The 9686-nt window shown below is 48.7% G+C and carries 7 protein-coding genes; 6 read left to right on the top strand and 1 reads right to left on the bottom strand.

Translation table 11 applies throughout. From position 1 onward, the window contains the following. Positions 1-652 precede the first annotated feature (652 nt). From JWJ90_RS19380 to JWJ90_RS19365, 4 genes are all read left to right on the top strand, one after another. On the top strand, positions 653-2821 hold the full coding sequence (locus tag JWJ90_RS19380; RefSeq protein WP_205228877.1) for an HAD family hydrolase: 2169 nt from the start codon (positions 653-655) through the stop codon (positions 2819-2821). Further along, positions 2814-3650 carry an HAD-IIB family hydrolase gene (locus JWJ90_RS19375; protein WP_205228876.1) on the top strand — a complete coding sequence of 279 codons (837 nt, stop codon included), beginning with the start codon at positions 2814-2816 and terminating at the stop codon, positions 3648-3650. The genes JWJ90_RS19380 and JWJ90_RS19375 overlap by 8 nt, the downstream gene beginning before the upstream one ends. A 210-nt stretch (positions 3651-3860) precedes the next feature. Continuing rightward, positions 3861-4745, top strand: a complete 885-nt coding sequence (locus tag JWJ90_RS19370; protein WP_205228875.1) for a carbohydrate kinase family protein — start codon at positions 3861-3863, stop codon at positions 4743-4745. Positions 4746-4805: 60 nt separating this feature from the next. Beyond that, positions 4806-6758, top strand: a complete 1953-nt coding sequence (locus JWJ90_RS19365; protein ID WP_205228874.1) for an alpha-amylase family glycosyl hydrolase — start codon at positions 4806-4808, stop codon at positions 6756-6758. Between the two features lie 92 nt (positions 6759-6850). Here JWJ90_RS19365 and uxx1 read toward each other — a convergent pair whose 3' ends face one another. Continuing rightward, positions 6851-7051, bottom strand: a complete 201-nt coding sequence (gene uxx1 / locus JWJ90_RS23655) for a UXX-star selenoprotein family 1 (protein WP_275889147.1) — start codon at positions 7049-7051, stop codon at positions 6851-6853. 563 nt (positions 7052-7614) lie between these two features. Here uxx1 and JWJ90_RS19360 point away from each other — a divergent pair. Then, a complete protein-coding gene (locus JWJ90_RS19360) occupies positions 7615-8181 on the top strand; it encodes a MarR family winged helix-turn-helix transcriptional regulator (RefSeq protein ID WP_205228873.1) in 567 nt (188 codons plus the stop codon). 217 nt (positions 8182-8398) lie between these two features. Beyond that, positions 8399-9685, top strand: a complete 1287-nt coding sequence (locus JWJ90_RS19355) for a hypothetical protein (RefSeq protein WP_205228872.1) — start codon at positions 8399-8401, stop codon at positions 9683-9685. The last annotated feature ends 1 nt before the right edge of the window (position 9686 follow it).

Raw genomic sequence — 9686 nt, 5'->3', positions numbered from 1 at the left:
TCGAGCCCAAACCTAATGACCGTTTCGATATTGAGCCTTAAACCGGCTGCGCAGCCTGCCGGTGTTGCTGGACTTTCAGTCCGCGATTTTAAACCCACCGATCTTCAAGTCGGTGGTTGTTTAGTTTGGTCGTTTGCAAGTGAATTCCTGGAATTTTATTAAATTTTTTTTTCAATTTCTAACAAAATTTTTCATAGGTTGCTGTAAAGGAATGGGCTTGGGGAATGGATAATTTTTATCAAATAATTGGATAAGTACGTGTGGAGAGCGAGTTACCAGCTCGATCAATGGATAAAATATCCTTCTGAATTCGTGACGGCGCGTGGTCACTGAACAACGTACCTTATTCATGAGACAAAGATTTTTAAACAAGTCCACCTGTTGTTCAGTATCACGCGTCGCCCTCAGGGGTATCCAGCAGCACCTTAGCTTCATTGCTTGTAACACGCCGATAAAGTGACCTTTAATCGGCGTGTCACAAATAACGAAGCAGGCGCACCGATGAACGCCAACGGATTCATTCTTCTTTTGATAAAGTAAAGGAGGGGCGTTACTAAATTGTAATTAAGAATTAAGTTTTTATTTGTGGTACAGTAGTGAAGCAGTATCTTTGAGGATCGAATTGAAGCTGAAAAGGAATAACGAGGAGTGAATGAAGAAAAATGAACAAGGTCTCTACATTGTTTTACTCAGCATCCATGGGCTGATCCGTGGCCAAAACCTTGAGCTTGGGCGTGATGCGGATACCGGCGGGCAGACACTCTATGTCGTCGAATTAGCACAGGCTCTGGCCAAACAAAAGGGCATTACCCAGGTGGATTTGATCACCCAACGGGTGGTTGATGAAAGCGTATCCCCAGACTATGCCCGGCCTGTGGAAGCCTTAGGTGACAGGGTGCGCATTGTACGCATTGATGCCGCCCCCGATCAGTACCTACCCAAAGAACAGCTCTGGGACCATCTTGATTTCTTTGCGGATAATCTCGTCAACTTTTTCCAGGAAAACAACCGCTTCCCTGATATCTTGCACAGCCACTATGCCGATGCCGGCTACGTGGGCTCACGACTCTCCAATCAACTGGGGATTCCCCTGATTCATACCGGTCATTCCCTGGGCCGGGTCAAGCGAAGCCGACTTTTGGCAAGCGGCCTCAATGCCGAAGAGATCGAATCCCGATTTAACATGAGTCGGCGTATCGAGGCTGAAGAGCAGACGCTGGCAACAGCCGAACGGGTCATCACAAGCACAAACCAGGAAATAGCCGAGCAGTACGAACTCTATGATTATTACCAGCCCGAACAGATGGTGGTTATTCCTCCGGGAACCAACCTCAACCAGTTTATGCCTCCCACCGGTGAAGAGCTTGAAAGTGAACTCTACCACGTATTGACCAGGCATTTGAAACAACCGGATAAACCCATTATCCTTGCGCTGTCTCGACCTGATCATCGCAAAAATATCGTTGCTCTGGTCGAGGCCTTTGGCCAATCCGAGCAGTTGCAAAAATTGGCCAACCTGGTGATAATTGCTGGAAATCGCGACGACATAGATGAGCTTGATGAGGGAGCCCAGGAAGTTTTTCGCACCTTGCTGATCACCATTGACCGTTACGATCTCTACAGCATGGTTTCCATGCCCAAGCACCACCGCCGCGATCAGGTACCACTGATTTACCGGATCGCTGCCGCAACAGGTGGTGTCTTTGTCAACCCCGGCCTGACCGAACCCTTTGGCCTGACCCTGATTGAGGCAGCGGCGAGTGGTATGCCCATAGTGGCCACCGAGGACGGTGGCCCCAAGGATATTATTCATAACTGCCAGAACGGGTTTCTTATCAATCCTCTGGAGCCGCTGTCCATTGGCGAGTCCGTGCTCAAACTTCTGCGGGACCAGGATCTCTGGCATCAATGTTCTGCCAGTGGCCTTCAAGGTGTACGTGAGCATTATTCCTGGAGTGCCCATGCCAAGCGTTATGTCGAGGTGCTTAAGCCTATTACAGAAGAGTCGGAACGGTTAGTGCGCAAATCGGTTGTACGCAGGCAACACCTCTATGGCGACAGGGCCATTGTCAGTGACCTGGATCTGAATCTTATCGGTGACGATGACAGCCTGGAGGAGCTGCTGGCTCAGCTCCGCTGGCAGCGCAAACGCAGCTATTTTATCATTGCCACGGGCAGGCGTTTTGATTCCTCCCTTAAGCTTATGAAAAAACATAATATTCCGGAGCCCGATGTCCTGATTACCAGCGGCGGCACAGAAATTTATTATGCACCGGATTTCAGTTTTGACAAGGCCTGGGCAAAGCATATCGATCACCAATGGACCAGGCATATTGTCAAGCTTTTGCTCACCGAACTCCCCGGCTTGAAGCTGCAGCCAGCAATTGAGCAGAGCCGCTATAAACTCAGTTATTATTTTGATCCTGAACTGGCCGATATTGAGGAGATCAAACAGATCTTATATCGTGATGAGCAGGCTGTTTTCATGCAGACCGCCTTTGGCCAGTTTCTCGATATTCTGCCCCAGCGGGCCTCAAAGGGACTGGCCCTGCGTTATGTTGTCGAGCAGTTGAGGTTGGATCTGGATAAGGTCTTTGTTGCCGGTGGCTCGGGGGCTGATGAGGATATGATGCGGGGCAATACCCTGGCAGCCGTGGTGGCGAACAGGCATAATGAAGAGCTTTCCCGTTTAACCGATGTGGAGCGAATCTATTTTTCCCTGAAGCCTTACGCAGCCGGAATATTAGATGCCATTGAATTCTACGATTTTTTTGGGGCCTGCCGCGATCCGCGGACTAACGAAGAGGAACAGCATGACTAAACTGCTGCTCTGTACGGATATGGACCGGACTATTATTCCCAACGGTCACCAGCCCGAACACCCACAGGCACGGGAAACATTTCGTCAACTGTGCAGCCTCCCAGGAATTACGCTTGCCTATGTGACCGGCCGGGATTTGGAGTTGATGCAAAAGGCCATCGCTACCTACCAACTCCCTTTACCGGCCTATGCCATTACCGATGTAGGGACGCAGATCTATACCTACCGGCAGGGACAGTGGCAGGAACTTCCCACATGGCAGGAGCTTATTGGTCAAGACTGGAAGGGCAAAACGCACCAGGACTTGAAGGCAGCACTTGCAGATCTTGCCGAACTGCGTTTGCAGGAGCCAAGCAAACAGAAACGCTTCAAGCTCAGTTATTACGTGCAACTTGAGGTTGACCACGCACAGCTCTTAAAAACAGTGGAAACCCGTCTTGTCGCCCTTGGAGTTGAGGCAAGCCTTATCTGGAGTATTGATGAACCGGAAAATATCGGTCTTTTGGATATTCTCCCCTTGAATGCAAACAAAATGCACGGTATTGAATTTCTTCAGCGCTATCTGGAACTGAGCCTTGATGAGTTGCTTTTTGCGGGTGACAGCGGCAACGACCTGATGGTTATGGCCAGTCCCATTCGTTCAATTTTAGTGGCAAACGCCGATGCTGCAACCCAGCAGCAAGCGCTGCAACTGGCGCGAGAAAATAATGTTGAGGAGAGCTTGTATCTGGCGACAGATACGTCTTTTCCCCTTGGAGGGAATTATTCCGCCGGGGTACTGCAAGGGGTGGGGTACTTTGCTCCGGAGGTCATGGCTGCGCTTTTCTGAACTCAATTGAATAATCAGGGAATCTTGAATAATTGCTTTTTCTGCCAATCTCCCGGAGTCTGGCGCTTACCTCGTCATACTCAAAATTTTATCCTCGGAGGTAAGCGAAGACTCCGATATCAGGTATATGCCTGCGGTAAAATTTTTCACATGCCTTGACCTTGATTGAAAAATCTAATTATTCAAGACACCCATCAAATTTGAACGACTATGAATACGCAAGCAGGTCTCTATATTTTTGGTGAGGTGCTGTTCGACTGTTTTCCCTCTGGTGAACAGGTTCTTGGCGGAGCGCCTTTTAATGTCGCCTGGCACCTGCAGGCTCTGGGGGATCGTCCGCTGTTCATTTCACGAGTAGGTGCGGATGAGCAGGGGCGTACAATCCTTGATGCCATGCGTGCCTGGGGCATGGAGGGTAGTGGACTCCAGATCGATCCCCATCGCCCCACCGGCCGTGTTGAGGTGCAAATCATCGACAATGAGCCTCACTATGATATTGTCGCAGACAGTGGCTATGACTATATCGCAGTCGACGAACTCCCAAGTCGGATAGATGAAGGGATTGTCTATCATGGAACCCTTGCTCTACGACAGAAGACGTCATACACTGCCCTGCAACAGTTGAGTGCCCGGTCTGGTATCCGTATTTTTCTTGATGTCAATCTGCGTGCCCCCTGGTGGCAGAAAGAGAAGGTGCTGACCTGGCTGGCCAGGGCCCACTGGGCCAAGATGAATGAGCACGAACTCAAGTTGCTTGCTGCTCCCTCAGATACACTTGAGCAACAGATGCAAACACTGCTTGTGCAATGTGGCCTTGAGCAGTTGATTGTAACGCAGGGTGCGCAGGGCGCTGTGGTGCTGACGGCATCTGGAGAAAAATATTGCTTTCAGCCCGAAAAGGCGGCAGATTTTGTCGATACCGTTGGGGCGGGCGATGCATTCAGCGCGGTTTATATCCACGGATTACGTGCTGGCTGGGCACTTACGGACATCGGAGAGCGCGCCCAGGCCTTTGCCAGTCAGGTAATTGGCCTGCGCGGGGCGACCACCACCGATGCCACCTTTTATCAAAGGTTTCTGAAGAGCATCCGTTAAACGACTTTTCCCTTGAATCTGCCTCAAAACCTCATCTCTTTCTTTACATAAAAAAACGATATGTACGAACAGGTATCCCATACACTGCTCAACGATATTCTCAACCGGATCAAACCGGAAATTTCCAAACAGGATCTCCGCCATTTTTATACCCGCTTAGGTGCGAATTTTTATGGTATCCATTCGCTGTTTCAGCGGCTCTATGGTGACAGGGAGGATTTCGAAGAGCAGGCGCAAAAGCTGGTTGAAACCATGGCCTACCAGTACATTAAGCGACCAAAAGAGCTGCGTGCTCTCGATCTGGAGCGGGAAAAAGACTACAACTGGTTTCTTTCCCAGCAGTGGGTTGGAATGGCACTGTATTGCAAGGGGTTTGCTGGAAATCTCAAAGGGCTGCGGGAGCGGCTCTACTATTTTCAGGATCTGGGCGTGAATATGGTGCACGTGATGCCGATCATGCGTTGCCCGGAAGGCAGTAGTGATGGCGGTTATGCGGTCAGTGATTTTCGTGATATCAATCCCGAGGTCGGTACACTGGAAGACCTGCAAGATCTTGCAAAGGAAATGCGTCGGCGTGATATTCTGCTCGTGCTCGATGTTGTGGTCAACCATACCTCGAACCAACATTACTGGGCAGCCCAGGCCAAGGCAGGCGAAAAAAAATATCAGGATTACTTTTACTGCTTTGAAAACCGCAACGTGCCAGACATGTTTGAGCAGTCCATGCCCGAGGTCTTTCCGGAAAATGCGCCGGGAAATTTCACCTGGGATGAAGACATGCAGCGTTGGGTAATGACCGTGTTCAATGATTTTCAGTGGGATTTGAACTATACCAATCCTGCTGTGCTCATTGAAATGATTAATATCATTCTCTTCTGGGCTAATCAGGGGGCCGATATTCTTCGTTTGGATGCGGTGGCCTTTCTGTGGAAGAAGATTGGTTCGACTTGCCAGAATGAACGTGAGGCGCATCTGATCCTGCAACTGTTTAAAGACTGCTGCCAGGTGACTGCTCCGGGGGTGGTCTTTATTGCAGAGGCCATTGTCGCCCCGCTTGAGGTGATCAAATATTTTGGTGAGGATGCAGTTATCGCCAAGGAATGCGAGATTGCCTACAATGCCACCTATATGGCGCTCTTGTGGGATGCTGTTGCCACCAAAAATGTGCGCTTACTCAACCAGGGGATTAAAAATTTGCCGGTCAAACTCGACCGGGCCACCTGGCTCAACTATGTGCGCTGTCATGATGATATCGGTTTTGGCTTTGACGATAGAAGTATTGTTGCCTGTGGCTATGAACCGGCGCGACATCGCAAATTCCTCATTGATTATTTCACAGGGAATTACGAAAACTCCCATGCCCGTGGTCTTCCCTTTGGCCTCAACCCCAAGACCGGTGATGCCCGGATATCCGGTTCGCTCGCCTCACTCGTGGGTCTTGAGTATGCCTTGGAAACAGAAGATGACGCCGCCATTGACGATGCCATCAAGCTGATCATCTTGCTCCATTCCATGATCATGTCCTTTGGAGGTCTTCCCTTGCTCTACTATGGTGATGCCATTGGTACCCTCAATGACGACTCATACCGGGATGATCCCTTCAAGAGAGGGGATACCCGGTGGGTGCATCGCCCCTCAATTGACTGGGAGGTGGCTGAGCAACGCAATATACCGGGAACGGTTGAATATAAAATTTTCAGTGAAATCAAACGAATGATTGCGGTGCGCAAGGAGATCGAGGTGTTCTCCGATTTTAACAATCGTGAACTGCTGGAGGTGGAAAACCCTTACCTGTTTGTTTTTGGGCGCAACCACCCACAAAGAGCCAACGAATGGGTGCTTGTGGTGGCCAACTTCAGTGATCGGCCCCAGCATCTCAATTTGGAAGAGCTTGGCCCCTGGGGCGCAACCCAGCGACCATTGGTTGATCTGTATCGGGGGGAGAGCCCTGATATATTTAAGAGATCTTTGGTGATTCCCAGGTTTGGCTTTTATTGGCTCGCTGAGCGGTAAATTGCCCCCCACTGCGAAACGGAAACCATGGGCTGGATACCTTCAGTATTCAGCCCATTTTTTTTTCGACGACCGTCGAATTTTCAGACGCCTCATGAGCCGCCAAATCCGATTGTAACCTGCCCATTTTCAACGATAACCGGTACCTGTCGTTGTCCTTTGCTGTGGGCGAGCATCTCCTGCAAGCGCACTGGTTCACGTTGAACATCATAGTGGATAAAATCTGGCTTCGCCGCACGGGCACGATCGGTATAGGGTCAGCCGTGTTTGCCATAAATGATGCAATTACTCATGCTTGTCTCCTTGGTCCTGGTGGCGGTTATTTTTGCACGGTCCGCCATGCCTTGAGCTGATACGAGGACATATAAAAGGTTATCCTATGGATAGAAAAAATAAATAGATATTTCCTATCTTTTAAAGAAGGACCGCAAGCGCAGATTAAAAAGGTACCTTTCTATCTTGACACTTTGGCGAGAGGGGTTATTGTGAAGGTTAACAAAGAAGGTGCCTTCTAAAATAACTGTTTAACATAGGGAGAAAATTATGTTTACATGTCACCCTCCGCATCATCGAGGTCAAGGGAAACACCACGGACAGCCCAGGGGAAGGGGAAAACGTTGCCGGGACGTTGGACCGGCATATCAGCGCCCCTGTATTCGTGCTCAATGGGGAAAACAGTCTGTGCAGTCTGGCACGGATGAGAAAAGGGCGGCAAATGTTGCCGAAGCTGCCGAAGCGTCGAGCAATCTGAGCTGCCCTCTGTGTAAAAATCACTGCCTGCTCAGTGCCCCCGGTTGCCCGAAAGGCGAGGCGTTCGCTCAATCGATCCAAGTCAAATGAAACCGAGGTAATGGTCATGAGACAACATCACTTTGGCAAAAATGCAGAACTGCAGGAAACGCTGACGGACTTGATTCGTCGGGCCAGTCGCATGATGAATCGCTGCTCTCATCGGAACAATCAGGTGCCCCATGCCCAGCACCGAGTGCTGAAACTCATCAAGGAACAGGGGCCCATAAGCCAAGGTGAACTGTTGGAGCTTCTCGATGTCCGTTCCTCTTCACTCAGTGAACTGCTGCGTAAATTGGAAACAAACGGATTTATTATCCGAAAGCGCAACGAGGCGGATAAACGTGGATTCATCCTTTCAATAAACGAGGCCTGGGGCGGAGAGGTACCGGATGGAGATGCAATTTCCAGCCTGCCCCAGGACGCATTTTCCTGTCTTTCCGAGGTGGAACAGCAACAGCTCCAAGCGCTTTTAACAAAAGTTGTCGAGCATATAGGAGAGAGGCAGCAGGGTAGGGGAGGTCCCGGCAAGGGGCACCGTCGACACCTTGCCGGAAGGGGACAAAAGAACGAAGGCGGGCCTCGCCCCTTTGCAGATACGCCCATTCGTGGCTGGGGGAGAAGAAAACCCTGAGTCCATACCGGCTCAGCTGCTTCCCAAGCTGATTTATGCCCAGATGGGGATTGGATGTAACCCATCCCAGCACCATCTAAAAGGAGAAGGTCCCTGAAGAATTTTGAGAGGCGGTATACGCTCCTAGCGTTGTGGGGACGGAAAATGGCCCTATTGCTGGGAAGTTATACGAGACTGATGTCGATTTCAGCGAGTTGTGGCAAATCTGAGGCTTGAGATGAAATACTATCCCACGACACCCCAGGACTGGTTTAATTACATAGCGCAGGGCGTCGCCTCGAATGCCTTGATTCAATATGTTGTTCAATGCAAACAGATAATCGATTATGAGACGCTGAAACAGGCTGTGCATAATTCGATTGTCGCTGAGCCTCTCTTAGGCTGCAGGTTGAGTCTTGCTCACCCTGTTCCCAGATGGGTTCCTGAAGAGTATAAGATTCAAGACATATGCTGTTTAAGAGAGACTGAGGATATTGAACAAGAAATTCAACATGATCTGTCTCAAGAAATAAAGATTTCAAAACAGTCGCCGGTAATGGTTTTTTTGATAACCAATCAAGTATCGAATGTTGTTGTTATCAAAATACATCACGCGGCATGTGACGGGGCAGGTTCTCAGTATTATTTAACGCTGCTTGCAGACTGCTACACGAAAATTCAAGAAAAGACCCCGTTTTTTTATTCAGCTCAACCTCCAAAAAGAACGACATCTGCTCTGTACAGGGCGTTGGGGGTTGATGAAATAGAAGAGTATTTTGAACCTGAAAAGATAGATCTCACCTCATCCTGGGGTTTTATTGCGAATCGAGAGAGAGGGCAGACGAATACGTTTTCATACAAGTCAAAGTCATTTGAAAAAATTCAACTTACTCAAATAAAAAAGTATTCAAAGCGAAATGACATCACAATAAGCACCTTGTTTATTTCAGCCTATTTTTTTGGATTACTCCATGTTTTACACCCCCATTCGGGGCAATTTAAGGAAGTTCAGATTACATCTGATCTGAGAAAATATTTGCCAGAAAATTCAAATCATAAAATATGCAATCTTTCAGCAGTCTTCAATATTACCTTGCCTCGAATTTTTCAAAATCTGCATGAGTTGGTTGTACAGGCGACTACCGCGACAGAAAAAGCCAATAAGATTGAAAATATAATACATGGAACAATTGCTAACGATTTATGCCTTCAGTCAGGATTCTCTAGCTGTGTCGATATGTTTCATGCTGAATGGAAAAATATATTAAAGACAGGACACTGTTCTCCAATGCTTTCCAATTTGGGGGTACTTGCTCCAGATAACATCCGGTTCGGAGATAGTGCTATAGACGAGATTAGTTTTATTCCTCCGGCATTTTACACCCCAGCCTTTATGCTGGGCGTAAGCACATTTAAAAATAAGGTCTCATTGAGCGCCAGTTATTATACACCCGACATACAGCCAGCCAGTGTTGAAAATCTGCTGGAAAGAATAGAATATTTTTTTATGACCTTAATGGATTGAA

Origin of the sequence: Desulfobulbus rhabdoformis (assembly GCF_016919065.1) — a bacterium.
GTDB classification, from domain to species: Bacteria; Desulfobacterota; Desulfobulbia; order Desulfobulbales; family Desulfobulbaceae; genus Desulfobulbus; species Desulfobulbus rhabdoformis.
Note: the sequence above shows the minus strand (reverse complement) of the source record. Positions and strands in the feature narration are given on the sequence as shown.